The sequence below is a fragment of the Pseudomonas sp. genome (genome assembly GCF_049590575.1).
In the GTDB taxonomy this organism is placed as follows: Bacteria; Pseudomonadota; Gammaproteobacteria; order Pseudomonadales; family Pseudomonadaceae; genus Aquipseudomonas.
Genome location: NZ_JBAWDE010000115.1, coordinates 24647 through 50764, shown reverse-complemented (window position 1 = coordinate 50764; position 26118 = coordinate 24647). Strand labels below are relative to the sequence as shown.

Here is a 26118-nt window from a genome sequence, read left to right as displayed (position 1 = left end):
TCAACGCGGCACGACCGGCTTGCGCGCAGGCTTGCCGCCCTTGCCCTTGGCCGCATCGGCGCGTTCTTTCGCGGCCTGCTTGTTGCGCGCCTGGGCCGCGGCCTTGGCTTGTTCGCGTTTGTCCCACGGGTTGCTGCCGTCGCTGCCACGCGGCGGCAGGCCGGTGTGCTGGGTCAGGATCCGCGTGGTGGTTTCCTTGGCGACCTTGTGGCTGCCGGCCGGCGTCGAGTTCTTGCGACGCGCGCTCTGGTAGCTGTCGGTGGCCGGCTGATGCAGCGGGATCAGTTGGTCCTTGCCCGGCCCGATCAGGTCGGCACGGCCCATGCGGGTCAGCGCTTCACGCAGCATCGGCCAGCCTTTCGGATCGTGGTAGCGCAGGAAGGCCTTGTGCAGACGGCGCTGTTCTTCGCTCTTGACGATGGTCACCGCGTCGCTCTTGTAGGTGACCTTGCGCAGCGGGTTCTTGCCCGAGTGGTACATCGCGGTGGCGGTGGCCATCGGCGACGGGTAGAACGCCTGCACCTGGTCGGCACGGAAGCCATTGCCCTTAAGCCACAGGGCCAGGTTCATCATGTCTTCATCGGTAGTGCCCGGGTGGGCGGCGATGAAGTACGGGATCAGGTACTGCTCCTTGCCCGCTTCCTTGGTGTACTTCTCGAACATGCGCTTGAACTTGTCATAGCTGCCAATGCCCGGCTTCATCATCTGGTTGAGCGGACCTTCCTCGGTGTGCTCCGGGGCGATCTTGAGGTAACCACCGACGTGGTGGGTCACCAGCTCCTTGACGTATTCCGGCGACTCCACCGCGAGGTCGTAGCGCAGGCCGGAAGCAATCAGGATTTTCTTCACACCCGGCAACGCACGGGCGCTGCGGTACAGCTGGATCAGCGACGAGTGGTCGGTGTTCAGGTTCGGGCAGATGCCAGGGAACACGCACGACGGCTTGCGGCACGCGGATTCGATTTCCGGGCTCTTGCAGGCGATGCGGTACATGTTCGCGGTCGGGCCGCCTAGGTCGGAGATGACGCCGGTGAAGCCTGGCACCTTGTCGCGGATCTCTTCGATTTCGCGAATGATCGACTCTTCGGAACGGTTCTGGATGATCCGGCCTTCGTGCTCGGTGATCGAGCAGAAGGTGCAGCCGCCAAAGCAGCCACGCATGATGTTCACCGAGAAGCGGATCATGTCGTAGGCCGGGATCTTTTCCTTGCCGTACACAGGGTGCGGAACACGTGCGTAAGGCATGCCGAACACGTAGTCCATTTCTTCGGTGGTCATCGGGATGGGCGGCGGGTTGAACCACACGTCCACTTCACCGTGCTTCTGCACCAGGGCGCGGGCGTTGCCTGGGTTGGTCTCCAGGTGCAACACGCGGTTGGCGTGGGCGTAGAGCACCGCGTCGCCACGGACTTTTTCCACCGACGGCAGGCGGATCACGGTCTTGTCGCGGGTCATGCGCGGGCTGGCCAGGATCTGTACGACCTTGGCTTCTTCCGGGTCTTCAACCGGGCCTTTTTCCTGCTCGATGGCGCAGGCCTGGGTATCCTGGGTGTTCACGTACGGGTTGATGATCTTGTCGACCTTGCCCGGACGGTCGATACGCGTGGAGTCGACCTCGTACCAGCCTTCGGGCGTGTCACGGCGAATGAACGCGGTGCCGCGCACGTCGGTGATGTCTTCGATCTTGTGGCCCCACGACAGGCGCTGGGCAACCTCGACAATCGCGCGCTCGGCGTTGCCGTACAGCAGGATGTCGGCGGCGGCGTCGATCAGGATCGAGTTGCGCACGCGGTCCTGCCAGTAGTCGTAGTGGGCGATGCGGCGCAGGGAGGCTTCGATGCCGCCGAGCACGATCGGCACGTTCTTGTAGGCTTCCTTGCAACGCTGGCTGTACACCAGGCTCGCGCGGTCCGGGCGTTTGCCGGCCATGCCGCCTGGGGTGTAGGCGTCGTCGGAACGGATTTTCTTGTCGGCGGTGTAGCGGTTGATCATCGAGTCCATGTTGCCGGCCGCGACGCCGAAGAACAGGTTCGGCTCGCCGAGCTTCATGAAGTCGTCTTTGGACTGCCAGTTCGGCTGGGCAATGATCCCGACGCGAAAGCCCTGGGACTCCAGCAGCCGGCCGATGATCGCCATGCCGAACGACGGATGGTCGACGTAGGCATCACCGGTGACGATGATGATGTCGCAGGAATCCCAGCCAAGCTGATCCATCTCCTCCCTGCTCATCGGCAGGAATGGCGCAGGACCGAAACATTCGGCCCAGTACTTGGGATAGTCAAATAACGGCTTGGCTGTTTGCATGACGGTGACCGGTGTTGAGATGAAAAATCGCGGGCGCGGAATATAGCACAAATTTTGACCAATTCCGACCTTTGCAGTCGGAATTGACGAGGCGAGTTTTTACTCGTCCTCGAAGTTGTAACTGCCCGGCGCCAGGTTTTCGAAACGGGTGTATTTGCCGATAAAAGCCAGGCGCGTGGTGCCAATGGGCCCGTTACGCTGTTTACCGATGATGATTTCGGCGATGCCTTTATGCTCGGTCTCCGGGTGATACACCTCGTCCCGGTAAACGAACATGATCACGTCAGCATCCTGCTCGATCGCTCCGGATTCCCGCAAGTCGGAGTTGATCGGACGTTTGTTCGGGCGTTGCTCCAGGGACCGGTTGAGCTGCGACAGGGCCACCACCGGGCAGTTGAATTCCTTGGCCAGGGCTTTCAACGAGCGGGAAATCTCGGAAATTTCGTTGGTACGGTTATCACCGCCGGAACCCGGGATCTGCATCAGTTGCAGGTAGTCGATCATGATCAGGGCGATATCGCCGTGCTCACGCACCAGGCGCCGGGTACGCGCACGCATTTCCGACGGGCTGATGCCCGCCGTGTCATCGATAAACAGCTTGCGGTCGTTGAGCAGGTTGACCGCCGAGGTCAGGCGCGGCCAGTCGTCGTCTTCCAGGCGGCCGGCACGCACCTTGGTCTGGTCGATGCGGCCCAGGGACGACAACATACGCATGATCAGCGATTCGCCTGGCATCTCCAGCGAGTAAACCAGCACCGCCTTGTCGCTGCGCAACACGGCGTTTTCCACCAGGTTCATCGCAAAGGTGGTTTTACCCATGGACGGACGGCCGGCGACGATGATCAAGTCCGCCGGTTGCAGGCCGCTGGTCATGCCATCGAGGTCGGTGTAACCGGTAGACAGGCCAGTGATGGCGTTATCGGTGTTGAACAGGGTGTCGATGCGGTCGATGGCCTTGGTCAACAGATCGTTGACGCTGACCGGGCCGCCGGTTTTCGGCCGCGCTTCGGCGATCTGGAAGATCTGCCGTTCGGCTTCGTCGAGAATCTCTTCAGCGGTGCGGCCCTCCGGGTTGAAGGCGCTGTCGGCGATTTCGGTGGCGATGCCGATCAGCTGGCGCAACGTGGCCCGCGCACGGACGATCTGCGCATAGGCCTTGATGTTGGCGACAGACGGCGTGTTTTTCGCCAGTTCACCGAGATAGCCCAGGCCGCCGACTTGGGAAGTCTGGCCTTCCTTGTCCAACTGCTCGGCCAGGGTCACCACGTCGATCGGTGAGTTCAGGTCGGCCAAACGGGCGATGGCGCGGAAGATCAAGCGGTGGTCATGCCGATAGAAATCACCGTCCGAGACTTGATCCAGCACGCGCTCCCAGGCGTTGTTGTCCAGCATCAAACCACCGAGCACAGCCTGTTCGGCCTCGATGGAATGCGGCGGCACCTTCAAGGCAGCGGTTTGCAGATCGTATTGCTCAGGAGCTGAAATATCGTTCATGGCCACTTGGAATTAGGGGTGTGTAGAAAAACAAAAGGCACGACCTGTAAACAGGATCGTGCCCGATGTTAACTGCCTGACACGCGAGGTGCCAGTCAGTTAGGCGTTGCTTAAGCTGCTACCACGACAACGCGTACGGTGGCTTCAACTTCAGCGTGCAGGTGCACGGCTACGTCGAATTCGCCTACGTTGCGGATGGTGCCGTTCGGCAGACGAACTTCGCTCTTCTGCACTTCAACGCCGGAGGCGGTCAGTGCATCAGCGATGTCGTGGGTGCCGATCGAACCGAACAGCTTGCCTTCGTCACCGGCGGTGGCAGTGATAGTCACTTCCAGCTCAGCCAGTTGGGCAGCGCGAGTTTCGGCCGAAGCTTTTTTGTCTGCTGCGGCTTTTTCCAGCTCAGCACGACGCTCTTCAAACGCAGCCAGGTTGGCAGCGGTTGCAGCGGTGGCTTTGCCGTATGGCAGCAGGTAGTTACGACCGTAGCCGGCCTTAACGTTCACTTTGTCGCCCAGGTTGCCCAGGTTGGCGACTTTTTCCAGAAGGATCAGTTGCATGTGAAAATCCTCTAACTTTTAACCTTCACCGTTCGCGTTATCGGCGTCTTTCGACGCGAGACGACCGCGAAAATCAATCAGGCCGTCGACAATGGCCAAAACCACGAGTAACGGATAGATCAGCTGCATGAACAGCAACAGCGTTACGTACAACCCCACCAGCCAGAACTTGGCCAGGCGCTTTCGCGCGACCAGCCCGTGAATCAGGGCCAGCCCGGCAAACACCAGCGGTACGCTGCAAATCGGCGCCAGCAGGGCCATCTGTGGGCCGAAATTCGGCCCGACAACCATGCACGCCAGCAGCAACATCGCCGGCCCCGCGGGGATTCTGATACTGCGAAACTCGCGACCAAAACCACCTGGGTTGTACAACAACGCCTGCCAATAACGCCCAAGAATCAGGCTCAGCACGCTGACGATCTGCATCAGTGCCGCTATCAGGCCGGTCAGGACCGGTGCAATCAGTGACGCGAACCGCGCTCGCTCATCTACCGACAATTGCTGGTAGAGATCCCCGAGGGCCAGCGGCAGGATCTTGATGATCTCCTGCGCCAGCGCCTCGATATGCGGGCGGAAAGCCGCGCCAAGCATCACTGAGTACACCAACCCCAATGCCACGCTGACCAGCAGCGTACGGACCCAGGACTCGCTTGCGCGTAAAACCAACGCAAGGCTCGATGACCCCAGCAGTACCAGAAGTACCCGTGGATCGTCGAATTGCAGCCACCAGACCAAGGCCGGCAGCAGTCCCAGGGCAAGAACGCCAAGGGCGTCCTTCAAACCGCGCCGCAGGAGCACAAGGCAACCCGCGGCAGCACCCAACCAATACAACAACGGCAATGCTGCACATCCAGCCACTACCAGAGTGGCCTGCACACGACCGCGCATGATGAACTCAGCTAAGGCGCGCATGCATTCAATCCCTTACTACTTGTCGACTGCCCGGTCTCAGCGGCCGTGGCTGTCGGTGTAGGCCAGCAGGGCCAGGAAGCGGGCGCGCTTGATAGCGGTGGCCAGCTGACGCTGATAACGTGCTTTGGTACCGGTGATACGGCTTGGAACGATTTTGCCGGTCTCGGATACGTAGGCTTTCAGAGTGTTGAGATCTTTGTAATCGATCTCTTTCACGTCTTCAGCGGTGAAGCGGCAGAATTTACGACGACGGAAGAAACGTGCCATTTGATAGGCTCCTTAAAAGGTCCGTGGATTACTCGTCAGCGTTATCGCTGTTGTCGCTGTCATCACTATCAGCGCTATCAGCGCCTTCGTGCTCAGGACGGTCGCGACGCTCACGGCGCTCACTGCGGTTTTCTTCAGCCTTGAGCATCTCGGATTGGCCGGTAACGGCTTCTTCGCGACGGATGACCAGGTTACGGATCACTGCATCGTTGTAGCGGAAGTTGTCTTCCAGCTCGGCCAGGGCCTTGCCAGTGCACTCAACGTTCAGCATCACGTAGTGAGCCTTGTGAACATTGTTGATTGCGTAGGCCAGTTGACGACGGCCCCAATCTTCCAGACGGTGGATTTTGCCGCCGTCTTCTTCGATCAGCTTGGTGTAACGCTCTACCATGCCGCCGACTTGCTCGCTTTGATCCGGGTGGACCAAAAAGATGATTTCGTAATGACGCATGAATGCTCCTTACGGGTTGTAGCCTGCCGCTCAAAAACGGTCAGACAAGGAGTGAATGACACTTATGGATCTTGCCGCAGGGAGGCACATCGGTGCCTGCCAGCAAGGCAAGGGGCGCAATTGTAGAGAAGGGGGAGAAACGGCGCAAGGTGATTGGTGATTATTTGAACAGCCCTTGCCGGCGCCACAAAACAAATGTGGGAGGGGGCTTGCCCCCGATGCGCTGGGTCAGCCACATAATCTGTAACTGATCTACCGCTATCGGGGGCAAGCCCCCTCCCACATTTTGTGTCCGAGCCGGGCTCAGCTTACTTCTTGGCTTTGCCCTTGGCGCCACGCTGGCGCTGGGCTTCGAACAGGCAGACGCCGGTTGCGACTGAAACATTGAGGCTGCTGACGCTGCCGGCCATCGGCAGGTGCACCAGGTAATCGCAGTGCTCACGGGTCAGGCGACGCATGCCCTTACCCTCGGCACCCATGATCAGGATGGTTGGGCCGGTGAGGTCCTGGTCGTAAATGCTGACCTCAGCCTCCCCCGCCGTGCCCACGACCCACAGGCCGCGCTGCTGGAGTTTCTCCAAGGTGCGCGCCAGGTTGGTCACGGCTACCAGCGGAATCACTTCCGCCGCACCACAGGCGACTTTACGCACAACCGGCGTCAGGGTGGCCGACTTGTCTTTGGGCACGATCACCGCCAGCGCGCCGGCAGCATCCGCCGAACGCAGGCAGGCGCCGAGGTTGTGCGGGTCGGTCACGCCGTCCAGCACCAGCAAGAGCGGAGCGCCTTCGGTACGGTCGAGCAGCTCGTCGAGCATCGCTTCGCCCCAGACCTGGCTCGGGCTTACGTCCGCCACCACGCCCTGGTGAACGCCTTCCACCCACACGTCCATTTCACGACGTTCGGCCTGGCCGATGGCGACCTTGTTTTGCGTCGCCAGCTCGACCAGCGCCTGTACGCGCGGCTCGCTGCGACCTTCGGCCAACCACACTTGCTTGACGCGCTTGGGGTGGTGACGCAGCAGTGCTTCTACGGCGTGCACGCCGTAGATTTTTTCCAGACTCATGACTTGGCCTTAGGTTTGCGCGACCCGCCGCTTTTGGCGGGGGCCGAACCCGCTTTTGGCGGGCCTTTACGGTGTTTACTCGGCTTGCTCGACGGCTTTTCCGCCTCGCGGGACTTTCCCCCAGACGCCGCTTTACCACCGCTTTTGGCTTCGTTGAGCAACTGCTGCTTCAACTCGCGGCTCTTGCGCAACTCGGCGTTTTTCGCCGCGGCATCGCTTGGGCGGTAGGCCTCGGGGGCTTTTTCCTTGGCGGAAGAACGACGACCAGCCTTGGCTGGCGCAGGCTCGGCGGCCGCTGCTTTCGCAGGCGCGCCTTTGCCCTTGGCAGCCGGCGCCGCAGTTTCACCGCCACGCTTTTTACGGCCAGTCGGCTCAGCGGGTTTGTCAGGCATGCCGAAGTCGATCTTGCGCTCGTCGAGGTCGACGCGCATGACCTGCACTTCCACCGTGTCGCCCAGGCGGAAACTGCGGCCCGTGCGCTCGCCCGCCAGGCGGTGATGCACAGGGTCGAAGTGATAGTAGTCACCCGGCAAGGCGGTGACGTGCACCAGGCCCTCGACGTAAATGTCGGTCAGCTCGACGAACAGGCCAAAACCGGTCACCGCCGTGATCACGCCCGGGAAAGTCTCGCCGACGCGGTCTTTCATGAACTCGCACTTGAGCCAGTTCACCACATCGCGGGTGGCTTCGTCGGCGCGGCGCTCGCTCATGGAGCACTGCTCGCCCAGCTGTTCCAGGGCCGCTTCGTCGTACGGATAAATCCGCGCCTTCGGAATGGTCATGGCACCGGCGCGCTTGACGTGCGGGGTGTTCTGCTTGGAGTGGATCACACTGCGGATCGCCCGGTGCGTGAGCAAATCCGGGTAACGGCGAATCGGCGAGGTGAAGTGGGTGTACGCCTCGTAATTCAGGCCGAAGTGGCCCTGGTTGTCGGCGCTGTACACCGCCTGGCTAAGGGAGCGCAGCATTACGGTCTGAATCACGTGGTAATCCGGACGGTCCTTGATGCTGGCCAACAGTGCCTGGTAATCCTTCGGCGTCGGGCCGTCCTTGCCTTTGTGCAGCGACAGGCCGAGTTCACCGAGGAACGCGCGGAGTTTTTCCAGGCGCTCTGGCGGCGGGCCGTCGTGCACGCGGTACAGCGCAGGGATTTCGTGCTTTTTCAGGAACTCAGCAGTGGCCACGTTGGCCGCCAGCATGCATTCCTCGATCAGCTTGTGCGCATCGTTACGGGTCGTCGGGGTGATCGCGGCGATTTTGCGCTCGGAACCGAAGACAATCCGGGTTTCCTGGGTTTCAAAATCGATCGCGCCACGCACATGACGTGCGCCCAGCAACACCTTGTACAGCGAATACAGCTGCTTGAGGTGCGGTACCACGCCGGCGTATTCGGTACGCAGGGCCTTGGCCTCGCTGGTTTTCGGCGTTTCCAGGATGGTGCTGACCTTGTTGTAGGTCAGGCGCGCCTGGGAGTGAATCACCGCCTCGTAGAACTGGTAGTCGGTCATTTCGCCGGTTTTCGAGATAGTCATCTCGCACACCATGGCCAAACGGTCGACTTTCGGGTTCAGGGAGCACAGGCCGTTGGACAGTTGCTCGGGCAGCATCGGGATGACGCGCTCAGGGAAGTACACGGAGTTGCCGCGCACTTGAGCTTCGTTATCCAGGGCCGAGCCGATCTTCACGTAGCTGGACACGTCGGCAATCGCGACGAACAGCTTCCAGCCGCCGGAGAACAGGCGCAGCTTGCCAGGCTTGGCTTCGCAGTAGACCGCATCGTCGAAGTCGCGAGCGTCTTCGCCGTCGATGGTGACGAATGGCAAATGGCGCAGGTCGATGCGTTTTTCTTTGTCTTTCTCTTCCACTTCCGGCTTGAGCTTGGCGGCTTCCTTGAGCACCGCGTCAGGCCAGACGTGAGGAATATCGTAGGTGCGCAGCGCAACGTCGATTTCCATGCCCGGCGCCATGTAGTTGCCGACCACTTCAACAATGTCGCCCTGGGGCTGGAAGCGCGCAGTCGGCCAATGGGTGATCTTCACCTCGACGAACTGGCCGACCTTGGCGGCGCCATTGCGGCCCGGGGTAATCAGCACTTCCTGCTGGACCTTCGGGTTATCCGGCACCACAAAGCCGATGCCGCCTTCTTCGAAGTAACGCCCGACGATGGACTCGTGGGCACGCGACACCACTTCGACGATCACGCCTTCACGGCGACCGCGACGGTCCAGGCCGGACACACGGGCCAGAGCACGGTCGCCGTCGAACACCAGGCGCATTTGCGCAGGGCTCATGAACAGGTCGTCACTGCCGTCATCCGGGATCAGGAAGCCGAAGCCGTCACGGTGGCCGGCAATGCGGCCGAGGATCAGGTCGAGCTTGTCCACGGGCGCATAGGTGCCACGGCGGGTGTAGATCAGTTGAGCATCGCGCTCCATGGCACGCAGGCGGCGGCGCAGGGCTTCGAGCTGGTCTTCGGTGGTCAGACCGAACTCTTCAACCAGCTGCTCACGGCTAGCAGGCGAACCTCGATCGGCGAGGTGCGCCAGGATCAGTTCACGGCTAGGAATAGGGTTTTCATATTTTTCCGCTTCACGAGCGGCCTCGGGATCGAGGGACTGCCAATCGGCCATTAGAGAATTTTCACCTTGTCTATATGCGGGTTAGTTTGGCATACGCGTATTGAAACGGGAAATTTCAGACATCAACAAGCGTTTAAAAGGCCTTTGCAGCCCTCGCAACGCACCTTGCACGACCATTGGTAAAATTTTCCAGGCTTTTTTCATGGCAGGGGTTTACAGCCCAATATCGCCTCCGTATAGTGCGCGCCATCGACGACGGCAACGTTGTTGATGCTGCCCAGGTGGTGAAATTGGTAGACACGCCAGCTTCAGGTGCTGGTGATCGCAAGGTCGTGGAAGTTCGAGTCTTCTCCTGGGCACCAATTTCAAACTCAAGGTTAACCTTGAGTCTCCCAAAAACCCGCGAAAGCGGGTTTTTGCGTTTCAGGCCTTTGATTTTTAACGTTAATCTCGATTTATATTTTTGATATCAGGGGTTTACAGATCAAAAAGGCCGCCGTATAGTTCGCCACATCAACAGCGGCAACGGTGTTGATGCTGCCCAGGTGGTGAAATTGGTAGACACGCCAGCTTCAGGTGCTGGTGATCGCAAGGTCGTGGAAGTTCGAGTCTTCTCCTGGGCACCAAATTCAGATCAAACCCGCGAAAGCGGGTTTTTTCGTTTCCGGGGTCTGAAAACTTTCCCGCCGATTTACCCCGCGCCCGCACTTGAGAAGTTTTATCGTTTATCCTTGCAATCATTTGTTGCACATAAGCGAGGAACACTTCGGATGATGATCCGCGATACCCATCTCAAGACCTGTCTCAAGACATCCCTTCTGCGTGGCCTGACCCTCTCTCTGCTTGGCCTCACCCTGCTCTCGCCCACCGCCTATTCCGCCGACAAGGTGTCACTGACCCTGTACAACGGCCAACACAAAGAAGTCGGCGACGAACTCGCCAAGGCCTTCGAAGCCAAGACCGGCATTCACGTCAACGTGCGCAAGGGCAGCAGCAACCAGCTGGCCAGCCAGGTCGTGGAAGAAGGTGACCGCTCCCCCGCTGACGTGATCTACACCGAAGAATCGCCACCCCTGAACAAACTCGGTGAGCAAGGCCTGCTGGCGAAGATCGACGCAAGCACCCTGGACGTATTGCCCAAGGATTACGTCGGCAGCAATGGCGACTGGATGGGCGTGACCGCACGCACCCGCGTCGTGGCGTTCAACCCGAAACTGATCGCTGAAAAAGACCTGCCCAAGTCAGTATTGGATTTCGCCGGCCCAGAGTGGCAAGGCAAAGTCGGCTTCGTGCCCACCAGCGGCGCGTTCCAGGAACAAGCCGTGGCGATCATCAAGTTGCACGGTCGCGAAGCGGCTGAAGAATGGCTGACCGGCCTGCGCGCCTTCGGCAAGGTCTACAGCAACAACATGGTCGCCCTCAAAGCCGTGGAGAACGGCGAAGTGGCGACTGTGCTGGTGAACAACTACTACTGGTTTGCCCTGAAGAAGGAAAAAACCAATCTGGACTCCCAGCTGCATTACTTCACCAACGGCGATGCGGGCGGCCTGATCACCGTGTCTTCCGCCGCCGCGCTGAAATCCAGCAAGCACCCCAAGGAAGCCCAGCAACTGCTGGCGTTCATGGCCAGCGAAGAAGGCCAACGCGTGATCACCAACACCTCGGCCGAATACCCGCTGCGCAAGGGCATGGAGTCCAACCGTGGCCTCAAGCCTTTCAGCGAGCTGCAACCGCCGAAAATCACGCCTGCGGACCTTGGCAATGCCGAAGAAGCCCTGGACCTGGAACGTGACGTTGGCTTGAACTGATGAACCCATCGCTACCCGCTCCCGCGCTGCGCGGGGGCTTCAGCCCACGGCGCAAGCGCCCGTCGATCTGGCTGCTGATCCCCGTGCTGTTTCTGGTTGGCTTGAGCCTGCTGCCGCTGGTGTATGTCGGCACCAAGGCCTGGCAAGCCGGCTGGGCGGAGGCCGTGCACCTGCTGTGGCGGCCTTATGTATTCGGGCTGTTGCGCAATACCCTGGCCTTGATGGTTGGTGTGACGGTGGCCTGCGGCGTGATCGGCCTTTCCCTGGCCTGGCTGCTCGAACGCAGCAACCTGCCGGGGCGGCGCATCTGGGGCGTAATCCTGTGCCTGCCGTTTGCGGTGCCAGCGTTTGTCAGCAGTTTTACCTGGGTCTCGCTGAGCGCCAACTTCGAAGGCCTGGGCGGGGCGATCCTGGTGATGAGCCTGTCTAAATACCCGCTGGTGTTCCTGCCCGTGGCGGCGACCCTGCGCAACCTCGACCCTTCCCTGGAAGAGTCCGCGCGCACCCTGGGACTGAATCGCTGGGGCGTGTTTTTTTGCATCACATTACCCCTGCTGTGGCCATCGCTGCTGGCCGGGGCGCTGCTGATCGCGCTGCATATGCTGGTGGAATTCGGCGCACTGTCGATCATCGGATTGCAAACCTTTACCACCGCGATCTATCAGCAATTCGAGTTGGAATTCAGCAACGCGAATGCCGCGATGCTCTCGGCGGTATTGCTGGTGATGTGCCTGACGCTGCTGTGGCTGGAACTGCGCGTGCGCGGCAAAGGCCGACACGTGCGCATCGGCCAGGGCGCGGCGCGGCATGCCGAGCAGGTCAAGCTGGGCAAATGGGCGCCACTGGGCCAGGTGTATTGCCTGGCACTGGCGATTATCGGCAGCGGGATTCCCTTGGGTATGCTCGGTTACTGGTTGGCGGTGGGCTCGTCGGCAGCGTTTCCGATGGCCGAGATTGGTCAGGCGCTGCTGTCTTCGCTGGCGTTGTCGCTGGGCGGTGCGGCGTTGTGCCTGGTGCTCGCGGTGCCGGTGGGGTTGCTGGTGGTGCGCTATAGAGGCCAACTGGCGATCTGGGCCGAGCGCCTGCCCTATCTGCTGCATGCCCTGCCCGGCCTGGTGATTGCGCTGACGCTGGTGTATTTCGCGCTGCATTACGTGCCGGCGCTGTACCAGACGTCGGCGTTGTTGCTGATCGCTTATGCGTTGTTGTTTCTGCCGCTGGCGCAGGCACCGATTCGCACGGCGCTGAACAAGGCTGCGCCGCAGTTGGAAGAGGCCGCCCGCACGTTGGGCGCATCGTCATTCAGCGCGTTTTGCCGGGTCACGTTGCCGATTATTTTCCCGGCACTGGGCGCAGCGTTCGCGTTGGTATTCCTGGATGCGATGAAGGAATTGACGGCGACGTTGTTGCTCAGTCCGACCGGGCTGAATACCTTGGCGACTGCCGTGTGGGCGCATACGTCGAATGTGGAATTTGCGGCTGCGGCGCCGTATGCGGCGCTGCTGATTCTGGTGTCGGGGCTACCGGTGTATCTGCTTACGACTCGGATGTATCTGAGCCGCTGAAATAGCTTTCGCGAGCAAGCCCGCTCCCGCATTGGAATGCGTTTCAACGGTGGGAGCGTGCTTGCTCGCGAAAAGGCCCTTACAGGCGACACTAGGCCCGGAATTGCCCCAGACTGGCCTTCAACTGCGCCGCCAACCCATCGAGCACTTTGCCGCTTGCAGTGGTCTCGACCACCGCCTGCGCCGCGCGCTCAGCCTGGGCATGGATCACCTCGACCCGCCCACGCACCGCATGCGCGCCCTGAGCCTGATGCTCAGCCGCGCGCGTGGCCAGACCAATCGCCGCATGCACCTGCTCCACCGAAGCCTGCATCGTCTGTTGCAGGCGCACGCTGTCACGCAGCACCAGCAAGCCTTCATTGGCCTGACGCCCAGCCTTGCCGATAGTTTCCACCGCTTCCCGCGCGCCCTGCTGCAACGCCACGATGTGCGCCTGGATATCGCCCGTTGAGCTTTGCGTCTTGCTGGCCAGCGCACGCACTTCGTCGGCGACCACCGCAAAACCGCGGCCGGTCTCACCGGCCCGTGCCGCTTCGATGGCCGCGTTGAGGGCCAACAGGTTGGTCTGCTCGGCGATACCATGGATCACCGTCAGCACCACCTCGATCTGCTCGCTTTGCTGGGCCAGACGCTCAATCACCTGCGAGCCCGCCTGCACCTGCCCCGCCAACGCCTCGATCAGGCCACCGACTTCGGCCGACGTGCGCGAGTTCTCATCCGTGGCCTGGCGGATATCCACCACCTGCTGCAAGGCCGCCTGCATGGCGTGACTTTCAGCCTGGGCTTCGTCCGCCATTTGCGACAACGCGCGCAAGCTCTCGGCCACCTCGTCACGCTGCAAACCAGCCGCCGCGTCGGCGCCGGCGTTGCGCAAGGTCATGGCGCCGATTTCCACGCCGGTACGCTGGGCCACGTCACCGGCTTCGCGCACGATGGGCTGCAACTTATCCACAAAGCGATTGACCGCCGAGGCCATGTCACCGATTTCGTCTTTGCTGCTGATTTGCACACGCTTGGTGAGGTCGCCCTCGCCCGCTGCCAGGTCATCCATGGCGGCGATCAGCAATTTCAGGCGATTGACCACGCGGCGCCCAAGCACCACCGCAATCAGCAGCAATACACCGAAGCCCACCACCGCGAGCCCCATGCCGATGCGCCAGCGCAAGGTGCCGGCAGCTTCCTGCACGGCGCCGGTGGTGTTGGCGGTCATCTGCGTGGCGGTGGCCTGCGCCGACTGCAGGCGCGCGCCCATGGCGGCGGCGCTATCGGCGGCGGCGCCCTTGAGGCTGTCACCCACCAACTGATCACCACTGGCGATCAGTGCGGCAAAACGCTTGTCCAGCGCTTGCAGGTCGGCTTCCACCGAAGCGGTCGAAACCCCCATGCGAACCTTGCCAATCTCAACCCCATTCGGGCTGATGGACGCTTCGACGTAGTACACGGAAGGATCGGTCTTGGCCGCATCCAGCACTTTATCCAGCGCGCGCTCACCCGCGCCCTTGGCCAGCAGAGCCTGGTTGATGGGGTTTTCACGGTTCAGATAGCGGGTCAGGTGTTCACCCGCCGCGTCGTCATACACCACGAACAGTACGTTCGGGTTGCGCTGGGCGCGCCGGGCAAACTCCGAGAGGGTCGGCACGTCGCTGTCCCACATGGCGCGCGGCGCCACCGAGGCGAGCAGTTGCGCCATGTCATTGGCAGAGTCCTGCAGGTCTTTTTCCAGGGTCGCACGCAGTTGCTTCTGCTCTTCCTGCAGGCGCGTGGAGAGCCCTGCGGTCAGACGCTGACGGGTACTGGTGGACAGGCTGTCCAGGCTGGACGTGACTTCCTTACCCGCCTGGGCCAATTCGCCAGACAGTTTCTGGCTGTCGATACCCAGGCGACTGCCCAAATCAGCTTCCAGCGCAGTAACCGTGCTCCGGGTCAGAGCGACCGCCACCAACACTTGCACCAAAAGAGCGATACCTAGGGTAACGAACACCGGCCGCAACAGACGGCTTTGTAACAATGAGAGAACGGCAGACATCGGTAATCCCTCCACCACGGGTGCCATTAAATTGATAGCACCGCGAAAGGAAGATATACAGCAAAGGTCGTGCCGCTTGGCATACAGAAACGACAAAGGGCTCCCGAAGGAGCCCTTTGCTTTTTACATCAACAACTTATTAACCGAACGGGTGACGCAGAACGATGGTTTCGTTGCGGTCCGGGCCCGTCGAAATAATGTCGATAGGCGCGCCGATCAGCGCTTCAACGCGCTTGATGTACGCACGAGCGTTAGCCGGCAGCTCTTCCAGGGTCTTGGCGCCCACGGTCGATTCGCTCCAGCCCGGCACTTCTTCGTACACAGGCTGCAGGCCTACGTAGCTGTCGGCGTCGGTCGGAGCAACGTCCTTGCCTTCGGCATCTTTGTAGCCGATGCAGATGTTGATGGTTTCCAGGCCGTCGAGTACGTCCAGCTTGGTCAGGCAGATGCCCGAGATGCTGTTCACATCGATAGCACGACGCAGGATGACCGCGTCGAACCAGCCGCAACGACGCGCGCGGCCGGTAGTGGCGCCGAACTCGTGCCCTTGCTTGGCCAGGTGCGCACCGACTTCGTCAAACAGCTCAGTCGGGAACGGACCGGAACCGACACGCGTGGTGTAGGCCTTGGTGATGCCCAGGATGTAGTCCAGGAACATCGGGCCAACACCCGAACCGGTCGCAACGCCACCCGCGGTGGTGTTGGAGCTGGTCACGTACGGGTAGGTGCCGTGGTCGATGTCGAGCAACGAACCCTGGGCGCCTTCGAACATGATGTCTTTGCCGGCACGACGCAGGTCGTGCAGCTCGGCGGTCACGTCGAGCATCAGCGGCTTGAGCAGCTCAGCGTATTCCTTGCACTCGGCCAGGGTCTTTTCGAACTCGATGGCTGGCTCTTTGTAGTAACCGACCAGCATGAAGTTGTGGTATTCCACCAGTTCACGCAGCTTGTCTTCAAAGCGCGGCATGTTGAGCAGGTCGCCAACACGCAGGCCGCGACGGGCAACCTTGTCTTCGTAAGCCGGGCCGATACCGCGACCGGTGGTACCGATCTTCAGTTCGCCACGGGCCTTTTCACGGGCCTGGTCCAGCGCTACGTGGAAGGACAGGATCAGCGGGCAGGACGGGCTGATACGCAGGCGCTCGCGCACCGGTACGCCCTTCTCTTCCAGCTTGGTGATCTCGCGCAGCAGGGCGTCAGGTGCAACGACCACGCCGTTGCCGATCAGGCACTGCACGCCTTCGCGCAGTACGCCCGACGGGATCAGGTGCAAGACGGTTTTTTCGCCATCGATGACCAGGGTGTGGCCGGCGTTGTGGCCACCTTGGTAGCGCACTACGGCGGCAGCATGTTCGGTCAGCAGATCAACGATCTTGCCTTTGCCCTCATCACCCCATTGGGTGCCCAGGACTACGACATTCTTACCCATAACACTTGTCCTCATTCGCGCAAACTTGGTGCCGGCGATGGCCGGCAGGAAAACTCAAGAAGCCAGTGGCGATACTTGCCAAAGCCCGTTCTGCAGAATCAATTGCTGGTCGCAGTCCGCTTCACGGGCGGCGGCCAATGGCTGCCCAGGCAAGGCCTGGACAACACGCTGACCCTCACTGCGCAACTGGCAAACCTGCTGCCAGAGTGCTGCGTCCGTACTGTCGGGCATCCAGATACCGCCAGACGGCAGTTCGACCTCAGCACGCCCCAGGGTCACCAGGGTTTTCAAATCGGTGGAAAAGCCGGTCGCCGGACGCGCTCGACCGAAGTCGGCGCCGATATCGTCATAACGACCGCCTTGGGCGATGGCCTGGCCAACACCCGGTACAAACACTGCGAACACCACACCGGTGTGGTAGTGGTAGCCGCGCAACTCGCCCAGGTCGAAATACAACGGCAACTCCGGGAAGCGTGCCGACAGTTGGTCGGCAATCGCCACCACATCATCCAGCGCGGCCAATACCGGCGCCGGCGCATTCGCCAGGCGCTCACGCGCAGCCACCAGCACTTCACGGCCGCCACACAGGTTTACCAGCGCACGCAGCATGCCGGCCAGATCAGCAGGCACGCCTTCGGTAAGCGCGATCACTTCGTCGATGGCCTTGCGTTGCAGGGCATCGAACAACTGTTGTTCCACTTCACCGGACAAACCGGCCGCACGGGCCAGGCCACGGTAAATACCGACGTGGCCCAGGTCCATGTGGACATCCGGCACGTCAGCCAATTGCAGCATGGCCAGCATCAGGCTGATCACTTCAACGTCGCTGCTCGGGCTGGCATCGCCGTACAACTCGGCGCCCAACTGAATCGGGCTACGCGAAGACGACAAGGCCCGCGGCTGAGCATGCAGCACGCTGCCGGCGTAGCACAGGCGGCTCGGACCTTCGCGGCGCAGGGTGTGCGCATCGATGCGCGCCACTTGCGGCGTGATGTCGGCACGAAAGCCCATTTGCCGGCCCGATTGCGGGTCGATGACCTTGAAGGTGCGCAGATCCAGGTCCTGGCCCGCGCCGGTCAGCAGGGATTCCAGGTACTCGATATGGGGGGTCACGACAAACTCGTAACCCCAGCTCTGGAACAGATCCAACACCTGCCGACGCGCGACTTCAATGCGCGCTGCTTCTGGTGGCAGTACTTCTTCGATGCCATCTGGCAGCAGCCAGCGGTCTACCGTTGCCATTACGCCATTCCCCTATGATCCGGGCGGCCAGCCCTCGGCCGAGCCTTGAGTGAAGCAGAAAATACCCGCCCCCTGCATAAACCACGCGCAAGAGCGACGTGACGAATGACCTGTAACCGGCCTCGTCGGGCACTTTCCTCGAAAAACCTGTCACGCCTGCCGAATCAAACATGCAGACGCAAAAAAGCCGGGAATTTCCCGGCTGCCGCATCATACACCCGTTTTCTGAAAGGATCACCCCGCCAGGCGTTTTAGCCGCCCGACGGAAGTGATCCTACAGAATGACGGGCTGGTTACTTGGACTTTTCCAGGTAGCGGAAGAAGTCGCTGCTTGGGTCCAGCACCATGACGTCGGTTTTGTTCGCGAAGCTTTCACGGTAGGCGCGCAGGCTACGGTAGAACGCATAGAACTCCTGGTCCTGGCCGTAGGCCTTGGCGTAGATCGCCGAAGCCTGGGCATCACCATCACCACGCGCCTCTTCAGACTCACGATAGGCTTCTGCCAGCAGTACACGGCGCTGACGGTCGGCATCCGCACGGATCCCTTCAGCCAACTCGTTACCCTTGGCGCGATGCTCACGCGCTTCACGCTCACGCTCGGTGCTCATGCGCTCGAACACGCTGCGGTTCACTTCCTTCGGCAGGTCAATGGCCTTGACCCGAACATCGACCACTTCGATGCCCAGCTCTTTTTCCGCCATTGTGTTCAGCGAACGGGTGATATCCGCCATCAGCGCATCACGTTCACCGGAGACCACCTCGTGCAGGGTGCGCTTACCAAACTGGTCACGCAGGCCCGATTCCAGACGGCGCGACAGACGCTCGTCGGCAATCTGCTTGAGGCCGGAGGTCGCGGTGTAGAAGCGCTCGGCATCCTTGACGCGCCACTTGGCGTAGGCGTCCACCATCACGGCTTTCTTTTCCAGGGTCAGGAAGCGCTGTGTCGGTGCATCCAGGGTCATCAGGCGGCCGTCAAACTTGCGCACCTGGTTGACGTAGGGGACTTTCACATGCAGGCCCGGCTGGACATCCGCCTGGACCACACGACCGAATTGCAGCAACACCGCGCGCTCGGTCTGAGCCACGATGTAGAAGCAGTTCCAGGCAGCGATGACCACGACGACGCCCACAATCAGGGCGGTCAGCGATTTATTGCTCATCAACGACTCTCCCTGGTACGTGTTTGCTGTTGCAGCAAGTCAGCGGCCGCACGGGCGCTCGCTTCGTTGGCAGCGGCATTGGAACCGGTGGACGGTGCGCTGGTGCTGCTACGACCACCTTCGATCATCTTGTCCAGCGGCAGGTACAGCAGGTTGTTCTGCCCACCCTTGCTGCCGGTCACGAGCACCTTGCTGGTGTTGCTGAAGACTTCCTGCATGGTGTCCAGGTACAGACGCTCGCGGGTAACCTCAGGGGCCTTGCGGTACTCGGCGACCAGTTTGGTAAAGCGGTCTGCCTCACCCTTGGCGCGGGAGACCACTTCGTCGCGGTAACCGTTGGCATCTTCGAGGATGCGCTGGGCCTGACCACGGGCTTCCGGCACCACGCCGTTGGCATAGGTTTCAGCCTGGTTGCGCGAACGCTGCTCGTCTTCACGGGCGCGGATCACGTCGTCGAAGGCTTCCTGTACTTCACGCGGTGCGGCTGCGCTCTGTACGTTCACCTGGGTGACGGTGATACCGGTGCGATACGTGTCGAGGAACCGTTGCAGGCGCTCCTTGATTTCACTGGCCATCAATTCACGACCTTCGGTCAACACCTGGTCCATGGCGGTAGAACCCACCACGTGGCGCAGGGCGCTTTCGGTCGCGTGTTGCAGGCTGATTTCCGGCTGATCAACGTTCAGCACGAAGTCCTGCAGGTTGCTGATCTTGTACTGCACGGTCAGCGGCACTTCGACGATGTTCTCGTCTTCGGTCAGCATCTGGCCCTGCTTGGTGTAGGCACGCTCACGCGTGACGTTTTCCATGTACTTCTTGTCGATCGGCGGGAAGTAGATGTTCAGGCCGGGGCCGACCGTCTCGTAGTACTTGCCGAAGCGCAGCACCACGGCTTGCTCCTGCTCGTCCACTACGTATACGGCGCTGTACAGCCATACGGCCGCGAGCACGACAAGACCCAGGCCCAGCAGGCCATAGCCACCGCCCTTGCTTGTGCGACCGCCGTCGTCACCACCACGTTTTTTTCCACCACCGAACAACCCATTCAGGCTTTCCTGCAGCTTTCGGAAGGCCTCGTCGAGATCTGGTGGCCCCTTGCGGTCGCCATTATTGCGGCGTTTACCACCCCAAGGATCCTGATTATTCGAGTTGCCACCCGGCTCATTCCAAGCCATAGCGCTCTCCATCTGATAAAGCAAAGACGCACCCACGGCGCGCCGACCAATGCTACAGAATGCCTGCTACTGCGGCACAACCGCTTTCGGAGGCTTTTATTGCAAAGTGTGTTGTTCGATGAACTCTTCCGGCACAACACCTTCCCGGCTGACCAGCCGATTCAGCTCCGTGCGCGGCAATCGAACGGCCAGCAAGCTGACACCTTCTTCGTCGTGTTCTTCTTTCTGTACCGCGCCCAGCTCGAAAAACTGTGCACGCAGTCGAGCAAAACGCTGAGGCAAGCGCAAGGTGCCGATGAACAAATCACTGCCGAGCAACTCGGCAATGGCTTGCTCGAGCAGCTCCAAGCCACTGCCATCTCGCGCCGACAGCCATACCCGCTGGGGCTTGCCGTTCTCGTCGCGCTGGATTTGTGGCTCTACGCCTTCAAGCAAATCGAGTTTGTTATAGACCTCGAGGATCGGCAAGTCCTGGGCACCAATCTCGCCCAGCACCACCATCACCTGTTCAATCTGCAACATGCGATCCGGTTCGGCCGCGTCGATCACGTGCAAAAGGAGGTCGGAGTTGCTCGACTCTTCGAGCGTAGACCGAAACGCCTCGACCAGCTTGTGCGGCAGGTGGCGAATGAAGCCCACGGTGTCGGCCAGGACGATCGGCCCCAGGTCGTCGAGTTCCAGACGGCGCAAGGTCGGATCGAGGGTCGCGAACAACTGGTCGGCGGCGTACACCTCGGACTTGGTCACGTTATTGAACAACGTGGACTTGCCGGCGTTGGTATAACCCACCAGGGACACGGTAGGGATATCCGCACGCATACGGCCACGACGCGATTGTTCGCGCTGGCTGCGGACTTTTTCGAGACGGCTCTTGATCTGGCGCAGGCGAACCCGCAGCAGGCGTCGGTCGGTCTCCAGCTGGGTTTCACCCGGACCACGCATGCCGATACCGCCACCCTGACGCTCAAGGTGAGTCCAGCCACGCACAAGCCGCGTGCTCATGTGATCAAGCTGGGCCAGTTCGACCTGGAGCTTGCCTTCATGGGTACGTGCGCGTTGGGCGAAAATATCGAGAATCAGACCGGTGCGGTCGATCACGCGACACTCGAAAACACGTTCGAGGTTACGTTCCTGACTGGGCGTGAGGGTATGGTTGAAGATCACCAGATCGGCTTCTTCGGCGTGGACCAGGTCGCGCAGTTCCTCGACCTTGCCGCTGCCAATCAGGAATTTGGCGGTTGGCCGATGACGCGGCACGTTAAAAAACGCAACGGTCTCGGCGCCGGCCGAATTTGCCAACTCCTGAAACTCCTGCGGATCTTCGCGCGCCTCAGGGTCCTGTCCATCCAAGTGAACGAGGATTACCCGCTCACCACCACCGTGGCGCTCAAAGAACAAAGGAGACTCCTATCAGGCGTTACCTGGCTCAGCGTCACCCACTTCGTCACCGGCTGCGCTAGGCAGACGAATAGGACGAACTGGAACGACTGTCGAGATAGCGTGCTTGTAAACCATCTGGCTGACGGTGTTTTTCAGCAGGATCACGAACTGGTCGAACGACTCGATCGTGCCTTGCAGCTTGATACCGTTGACCAGGTAGATGGAAACCCCCACTTTCTCTTTACGTAAAGTATTCAAGTAAGGGTCTTGTAGCGAATGCCCTTTTGACATGTGCCGCACTCCTTTAAGGATCAATAATAAAAAATCGGAAAATAGATAGCTTATGGCCGTCACACCCCCAAGGATAGACGGCAATTGCAAGGACTCAGCTCAATATGGAGACCGTTCCCAAGTATTTCAAGGCGCGTGACAGATTGTCGCTGTCCAGGCTGTCCAACCAGTGCAAATCGCTCCAGCTGCGCAACCAGGTGAACTGGCGTTTCGCCAATTGGCGCGTGGCAATGATGCCGCGCTCCTGCATTTCGGCTGACGTCAGCTTGCCATCCAGATGATCCCAGACTTGGCGGTAGCCAACAGCACGTATCGAAGGCAACCCTGGATGCAGGTCACCTCTGGAACGCAGAGCTACGACCTCGTCCACAAACCCCTGTTCCAACATAATTGTGAATCTTTGTGCAATTCGTTCATGCAACACCTGACGATTTGCCGGAGCGATGGCCAGATTCGCCACAGTATAGGGCAAATGTGACTGCCCAGATGCGCCTGCGTCAGCACTTTGCGCACTTTGTTTCAACCGATGTTCAGTCATGGTCTGGCCGCTCACGCGCCAGACTTCCAACGCGCGCGTGAGCCGCTGCGGGTCATTGGGATGAATGCGCGCGGCGGACACCGGGTCAACCGCGGCCAATTGATCGTGCAGGGCTTGCCAGCCAAGGCGTACAGCCTCTTCCTCGAGCTCGGCGCGTACGTGGGCGTCGGCGGGCGGCATATCGGCCAGGCCTTCCTGCAAAGCCTTGTAATAGAGCATGGTGCCGCCCACCAGCAGTGGAATATTGCCCCGCGCGGTGATCTCGGCCATTGCCGCCAGGGCGTCGGTGCGAAAATCCGCCGCCGAATAGCTCTGCGCCGGGTCGATGATGTCAATCAGCGCATGGGGATATTGCGCCAACAGCGCTTTTGAAGGCTTGGCCGTGCCAATGTCCATGTCCCGGTAAACCAGGGCAGAATCGACACTGATCAGCTCGCACGGCAACACCTTGGTCAGCTCGATGGCCAGGTCGGTCTTGCCGGCGGCCGTGGGGCCCATCAGGAAGATCGCGGGGGGCAAGGCACTCATCAACGGCCGCGCAAGAACAGTTTGTCCAAATCGTCCAGGCCCATCTGGGTCCAGGTTGGCCGGCCGTGGTTGCATTGGCCGCTGCGCTCGGTGTTTTCCATGTCGCGCAGCAGGCCGTTCATTTCCGGCAGGGCCAGGCGGCGATTGGCGCGAATGGCACCGTGGCAGGCCATGGTGCCGAGCAGTTCGTTGATATGCGCCTGGATGCGGTCACTGGTGCCGTATTCCATCAGGTCGGCCAGTACGTCGGCGACCAGGCGGTTGGCCTCGGCCTGCTTGAGCAACGCGGGGATCTGGCGGATCGCCAGGGTTTCCGGGCCCAGGCGCTGCAGCTCAAAGCCAAGCTTCTGGAACACGCTGTGGTGCTCCTCGGCGCAATCGGCTTCGCGCTGGCTGACGGCCAGGGACTCCGGCACCAACAGCGGTTGGCCGCTGAGGCCTTCACTGGCCATGGCGATCTTGAGGCGTTCGTACATGATCCGCTCGTGGGCGGCATGCATGTCCACCAGCACCAGGCCGTGGGCGTTTTCCGACAGAATATAGATGCCCTTGAGCTGCGCCAGCGCGTAGCCCAGCGGCGGAATATCACCGCCACCTTCCGGCAGGGCGACAGCACCCGGTTCGGCGCCCGGCAGCGGCGCGAAAAACTCGCGGTAGGCCGCCTGGGCCTCGGCCACTGGCACCGTAGATTGCGGGCGCGGGGTGTACTGATACTGATAGCCCGCACCGGCCCCCGTGCCCGGCGCCGTATACGCAGGCTGCGGCGGCGGTGATTGCAGCAGGTTCGCCGCCAGGCTCATTTCGCCTTGCGGACCAAATTCACCGGCCTCAGGACCGCTCGGCCGCACCACTGCGGTCACGATCGGCGCAGACAACTGGTCATCCGGGCGCACATCGCCGAGGGCGCGGTGCAAGGTGCCATAAAGGAAGTCATGCACCATGCGCCCGTCACGGAAGCGCACTTCGTGTTTGGTCGGGTGCACGTTGACGTCGACCACCGACGGGTCGACCTCGAAAAACAGCACAAACGTCGGGTGCCGGCCATTGAACAACACATCGCGATACGCCTGGCGCACCGCGTGGGCCACCAGTTTGTCGCGTACCGCGCGGCCATTCACGAAGAAATACTGCAAGTCCGCCTGGCTGCGCGAGAAGGTCGGCAAACCGACCCAGCCCCACAGGCGCAAGCCATTGCGCTCGATTTCAATCGGCAGCGCCTGCTCCAGGAACCCCGCGCCGCAAATCGCCGAGACCCGGCGTGCACGCGCGGCGTCGTCATGGGCTTCGTGCAGGCTGAGGATGGTCTTGCCGTTGTGGCGCAAATGAAACGCCACGTCAAAACGCGCCAGGGCCAGGCGCTTGATGACTTCTTGCAGGTGATCGAATTCGGTTTTTTCGGCCTTGAGGAATTTGCGCCGCGCCGGGGTGTTGAAGAACAGGTCGCGCACTTCCACCGATGTGCCCACCGGGTGCGCCGCCGGCTGGACCCGAGGCGCCATGTCGCGGCCTTCGGTTTCCACTTGCCAGGCCTGTTCGGCGTCACGCGTGCGCGAGGTCAGGGTCAGGCGCGCCACGGAGCTGATGGAAGCCAGGGCTTCGCCGCGAAAGCCCAGGCTCATCACCCGCTCAAGGTCTTCGAGGTCACGGATCTTACTGGTGGCGTGACGGGCCAGGGCCAGCGGCAGATCATCAGAGGAGATGCCACTGCCATCGTCGCGCACGCGCAACAGCTTGACGCCGCCCTGCTCCACGTCGACATCAATGCGCTTGGCGCCGGAGTCGATGCTGTTTTCCAGCAGTTCCTTGATCACCGAGGCCGGGCGCTCAACCACCTCGCCCGCGGCGATCTGGTTGGCGAGGCGCGGGCTGAGCAGTTCGATGCGCGAGCCGCTGTTCAACACTGATTCGCTCATTACTGCGCCGCCAATTCAGTGCCAGGGATGGTCAACACCTGGCCGACTTTCAATTCATCGGTCTTCAGGTTGTTGGCACTGCGCAACGTCGCGGCCGACACCTGGAAACGCACGGCCAGCATCGCCAGGGTGTCGCCGGGCTGCACGCGGTGGTCGCGCGGGCCCTGGGCGATTTTCCCGGAGTCACGCAGCCAGGCGATATAAGTGCCCGGCGGCGGGTTCTGCTGGAAGAACTGGCGCACACCGGCGCTGATCGAACGCGCCAGCGCCTGCTGGTGGCTGGCACTGGCCAGCTTGGAGGCTTCGTTGGAATTGGAGATAAACCCGGTTTCGACCAGGATCGACGGGATGTCCGGCGACTTCAACACCATGAACCCGGCCTGTTCCACCCGCTGCTTGTGCAAGGACGTGACCCGTCCAATATTGGTCAGGACCTTCTGCCCCACGTTCAGGCTGGACGTCAGCGAAGCGGTCATCGACAGGTCGAGCAGCACCCCGGCGAGCATCTTGTCCTTGTCATCGAGGGACACGTTGCCGGCCCCGCCGATCAAGTCGGAACGGTTTTCGCTGTCAGCCAGCCAGCGCGCAGTCTCGGACGTGGCGCCGCGATCCGACAGGGCAAACACCGAAGCACCAAAGGCTGCGGCTGAAGGTGCGGCGTCGGCGTGGATCGACACAAACAGGTCGGCGCCTTTCTTGCGCGCGATTTCGGTACGGCCGCGCAACGGGATGAAGTAGTCGCCAGTGCGGGTCAGCTCGGCGCGATAGCCTTTCATGCCGTTGACCTGGCGTTGCAGTTCGCGAGCGATGGCCAGTACCACGTCTTTCTCGTGCTGGCCACGCGAACCGGAGGCGCCTGGGTCTTCCCCGCCATGGCCAGCATCGATCACGACGATGATGTCGCGCTTGCCGGCCGGGGCCGGCGGCGGCGGTGGCAACTTGACCTGAGGCTGCGACGGGTTGACCGGTACGGCGGGCACCGTGGCTACGCTGGGGGTCGGCGCTGGCGGCGGTGCGGCATCGGCGGCGTTGTCGAACAGGTCGACCACCAGCCGGTTGCCATACTGGGCGTTGGGGGCCAGCACAAAACTTTTCGGCGTCACGACTTTTTTCAAGTCGATGACCACGCGCAGGTCGGTCGGCGTGCGCTGGGCCGAGCGCATGGCGGTAATCGGCGTATTCGCGGTAGAGACTTTCAGCGGCGCGGCCAGGGTCGCTCCGTTGATGTCGATCACCAGGCGATCAGGCGCCGTGAGGGTAAAGACGCTGTGCTGGACCGGGCCAGACAGGTCGAACACCAGTCGCGTGTTATCCGGCGCTCGCCACAGGCGCACACTTTTCACCTGTGAAGCAGCCAGAGCATTGACAGTCATTGCCGCAAGCAACACCCCTACGACACTAACCAACGCGCGAAAGCGCATACCTAACCCCATCA

The 26118-nt window shown here is 61.2% G+C and carries 19 protein-coding genes, 2 tRNA genes and 2 pseudogenes; 4 read left to right on the top strand and 19 right to left on the bottom strand.

Annotated features, from left to right (window positions below):
* The 8 genes from WBR57_RS09355 to rnr form a co-directional block, all read right to left on the bottom strand.
* Positions 1–2304: a YgiQ family radical SAM protein gene (locus WBR57_RS09355; protein WP_424083579.1), complete on the bottom strand. Its 2304-nt coding sequence runs from the start codon at positions 2302–2304 to the stop codon at positions 1–3.
* A 99-nt stretch (positions 2305–2403) separates the two neighbouring features.
* Positions 2404–3798, bottom strand: coding sequence for a replicative DNA helicase (dnaB, locus tag WBR57_RS09350; protein ID WP_424083578.1), 1395 nt, complete (start codon positions 3796–3798; stop codon positions 2404–2406).
* 110 nt (positions 3799–3908) lie between these two features.
* On the bottom strand, positions 3909–4355 hold the full coding sequence (rplI, locus tag WBR57_RS09345; RefSeq protein WP_003171376.1) for a 50S ribosomal protein L9: 447 nt from the start codon (positions 4353–4355) through the stop codon (positions 3909–3911).
* Between the two features lie 18 nt (positions 4356–4373).
* Positions 4374–5267, bottom strand: a complete 894-nt coding sequence (locus WBR57_RS09340) for a hypothetical protein (RefSeq protein WP_424083577.1) — start codon at positions 5265–5267, stop codon at positions 4374–4376.
* A 36-nt stretch (positions 5268–5303) separates the two neighbouring features.
* A complete protein-coding gene (gene rpsR, locus WBR57_RS09335; RefSeq protein WP_002551829.1) occupies positions 5304–5534 on the bottom strand; it encodes a 30S ribosomal protein S18 in 231 nt (76 codons plus the stop codon).
* Between the two features lie 28 nt (positions 5535–5562).
* Positions 5563–5985, bottom strand: a complete 423-nt coding sequence (gene rpsF / locus WBR57_RS09330; RefSeq protein WP_003236224.1) for a 30S ribosomal protein S6 — start codon at positions 5983–5985, stop codon at positions 5563–5565.
* A gap of 308 nt (positions 5986–6293) precedes the next feature.
* Positions 6294–7049, bottom strand: coding sequence for a 23S rRNA (guanosine(2251)-2'-O)-methyltransferase RlmB (gene rlmB, locus WBR57_RS09325; protein ID WP_424083576.1), 756 nt, complete (start codon positions 7047–7049; stop codon positions 6294–6296).
* Entirely contained in the window at positions 7046–9679 is a 2634-nt protein-coding gene (rnr, locus tag WBR57_RS09320; RefSeq protein ID WP_424083575.1) for a ribonuclease R, read from the bottom strand. The genes rlmB and rnr overlap by 4 nt, the downstream gene beginning before the upstream one ends.
* A 224-nt stretch (positions 9680–9903) precedes the next feature.
* Here rnr and WBR57_RS09315 point away from each other — a divergent pair.
* The 4 genes from WBR57_RS09315 (at position 9904) to WBR57_RS09300 (ending at position 13001) form a co-directional block, all read left to right on the top strand.
* Positions 9904–9990 (top strand) — tRNA-Leu (locus WBR57_RS09315).
* A gap of 177 nt (positions 9991–10167) precedes the next feature.
* Positions 10168–10254, top strand: a tRNA-Leu gene (locus tag WBR57_RS09310).
* Positions 10255–10398: 144 nt separating this feature from the next.
* Positions 10399–11436 (top strand): iron ABC transporter substrate-binding protein, encoded by a 1038-nt coding sequence (locus WBR57_RS09305; protein ID WP_424083574.1) that lies wholly within the window; start codon positions 10399–10401, stop codon positions 11434–11436.
* The gene (locus tag WBR57_RS09300; RefSeq protein ID WP_424083573.1) at positions 11436–13001 is read left to right on the top strand and encodes an ABC transporter permease; all 1566 of its coding nucleotides are present in this window, start codon (positions 11436–11438) and stop codon (positions 12999–13001) included. Before WBR57_RS09305 ends, WBR57_RS09300 begins: the two co-directional genes overlap by 1 nt.
* 91 nt (positions 13002–13092) lie before the next feature.
* Here WBR57_RS09300 and WBR57_RS09295 read toward each other — a convergent pair.
* From WBR57_RS09295 to WBR57_RS09245, 11 genes and pseudogenes are all read right to left on the bottom strand, one after another.
* Positions 13093–13608: pseudogene (locus WBR57_RS09295) on the bottom strand (methyl-accepting chemotaxis protein); the annotation flags it as partial.
* A gap of 390 nt (positions 13609–13998) precedes the next feature.
* Positions 13999–14052, bottom strand: a pseudogene (locus tag WBR57_RS09290) (hypothetical protein); the annotation flags it as partial.
* 1114 nt (positions 14053–15166) lie between these two features.
* Positions 15167–16456 carry an adenylosuccinate synthase gene (locus tag WBR57_RS09285; RefSeq protein WP_424083572.1) on the bottom strand — a complete coding sequence of 430 codons (1290 nt, stop codon included), beginning with the start codon at positions 16454–16456 and terminating at the stop codon, positions 15167–15169.
* A gap of 54 nt (positions 16457–16510) precedes the next feature.
* Entirely contained in the window at positions 16511–17698 is a 1188-nt protein-coding gene (locus WBR57_RS09280; protein WP_424083571.1) for an ATP phosphoribosyltransferase regulatory subunit, read from the bottom strand.
* A gap of 293 nt (positions 17699–17991) precedes the next feature.
* Positions 17992–18858, bottom strand: coding sequence for a protease modulator HflC (hflC, locus tag WBR57_RS09275; RefSeq protein WP_424083570.1), 867 nt, complete (start codon positions 18856–18858; stop codon positions 17992–17994).
* Entirely contained in the window at positions 18858–20033 is a 1176-nt protein-coding gene (hflK, locus tag WBR57_RS09270) for an FtsH protease activity modulator HflK (protein WP_028615515.1), read from the bottom strand. The genes hflC and hflK overlap by 1 nt, the downstream gene beginning before the upstream one ends.
* Before the next feature lie 96 nt (positions 20034–20129).
* Positions 20130–21431 (bottom strand): ribosome rescue GTPase HflX, encoded by a 1302-nt coding sequence (gene hflX / locus WBR57_RS09265; protein ID WP_424083569.1) that lies wholly within the window; start codon positions 21429–21431, stop codon positions 20130–20132.
* Positions 21432–21443: 12 nt separating this feature from the next.
* On the bottom strand, positions 21444–21704 hold the full coding sequence (hfq, locus tag WBR57_RS09260; protein WP_071482778.1) for an RNA chaperone Hfq: 261 nt from the start codon (positions 21702–21704) through the stop codon (positions 21444–21446).
* 94 nt (positions 21705–21798) lie between these two features.
* The gene (miaA, locus tag WBR57_RS09255; protein ID WP_424083590.1) at positions 21799–22770 is read right to left on the bottom strand and encodes a tRNA (adenosine(37)-N6)-dimethylallyltransferase MiaA; all 972 of its coding nucleotides are present in this window, start codon (positions 22768–22770) and stop codon (positions 21799–21801) included.
* Positions 22770–24683 carry a DNA mismatch repair endonuclease MutL gene (gene mutL / locus WBR57_RS09250; protein WP_424083568.1) on the bottom strand — a complete coding sequence of 638 codons (1914 nt, stop codon included), beginning with the start codon at positions 24681–24683 and terminating at the stop codon, positions 22770–22772. Before mutL ends, miaA begins: the two co-directional genes overlap by 1 nt.
* Complete coding sequence (locus WBR57_RS09245) at positions 24683–26116, bottom strand: N-acetylmuramoyl-L-alanine amidase (protein WP_205899980.1); 1434 nt, start codon at positions 26114–26116, stop codon at positions 24683–24685. Before WBR57_RS09245 ends, mutL begins: the two co-directional genes overlap by 1 nt.
* Between the last annotated feature and the right edge of the window lie 2 nt (positions 26117–26118).